The organism is Rhodoferax sp. RT5P35 (assembly GCF_056521385.1).
The window spans coordinates 1-1,057 of record NZ_JBWMAX010000340.1 but is presented as its reverse complement, the minus strand read 5'-3'; the positions used below and the strand labels follow the sequence as shown (position 1 = coordinate 1,057).

Here is a 1,057-nt window from a genome sequence, read left to right as displayed (position 1 = left end):
ACCAACCAGAACGTCTGGATCGAGGAAATGAAGAAAGTGCTGGCCAAGCCGGAAAACAGCGGCTTGAAACTGGTCAGCACCGTGTACGGCGACGACCAGACCGACAAGAGCTACCGCGAAGCCCAAGGCCTTTTCAAGGGCTACCCCAACCTGAAGGTCATCATCGCCCCCACCTCGGTCGGCGCACCCGCTGCCGCCAAGGCCGTGACAGACGAGAAGCTGGTCGGCAAGGTGTTTGTGACCGGGCTGGCGCTGCCGTCCGAAATGCTGGGCCACGTGAACAGCGGCGCGTCCAAGTCGTTCGCGCTGTGGAACCCGATTGACCTGGGCTACGCCTCGGTGATGGCTGCCAGCCAGTTCATCAGCGGCAAGGCCACCGGCAAGCCGGGCGAAAAAATCCAGCTGGGCCGCGTGGGCACGGGCACCCTGGATGAAAACAACGAAGCCGCCATGTCCGAGCCGTTCACCTACGATGCTTCCAATGTTGAGAAGTTCGCCAAGTTCTTCTAAGCTAGCGGGCCTCCTGCTGGATCTCTGAAACGGGAGATTCAGGTCGGGCAACCCTGCCAGGTTGGGGTTGCCCTTTTTTTGAAATTTGGATGGTCTTCATGTCTGATGTATTGCTGAGCCTGCGCGGCATCCACAAGCGCTATGGCGCGACCCATGCCCTGCGCGGCGTGGATCTGGATTTGCGTGCCGGTGAAGTGCTGGCCCTGGTCGGCGAGAACGGTGCCGGCAAGTCCACCCTGGTCAAGCTGCTCACCGGTGTGGTGCCGCTGGATGAAGGCACCATCACTCTGAACGGTGTGGTGCAAAAATTTGCCAGTGCGCAAGCCTCGCAGGCGGCCGGCATTCTGGCGGTGCATCAGGAAACCGTGATGTTTGAGGAACTCAGCGTGGCCGAGAATATCTTTGTCGGGCGCTATCTGCAGCGCGGCCCCGTCATTGACTGGGCGGCCATGAACGCGCAGGCGCAGGCGGTGTTGTCCAAGATCGGTGCCCGCTTTTCAGCCGTCACGCTGGTCAAGGACCTCAGTCTGGCAGAGCGGCATCTGGT

At 60.9% G+C, this 1,057-nt stretch carries 2 protein-coding genes; both read left to right on the top strand.

Features of this window, described 5'->3' with window-relative positions; all coding sequences use genetic code 11:
- The coding region (locus tag AC097L_RS26155; RefSeq protein WP_479589602.1) for a substrate-binding domain-containing protein at window positions 1-510 on the top strand (510 nt) is incomplete at its 5' end.
- Window positions 511-608: 98 nt separating this feature from the next.
- On the top strand, window positions 609-1,057 hold a 449-nt coding region (locus tag AC097L_RS26150), incomplete at its 3' end, for an ATP-binding cassette domain-containing protein (RefSeq protein WP_479589601.1).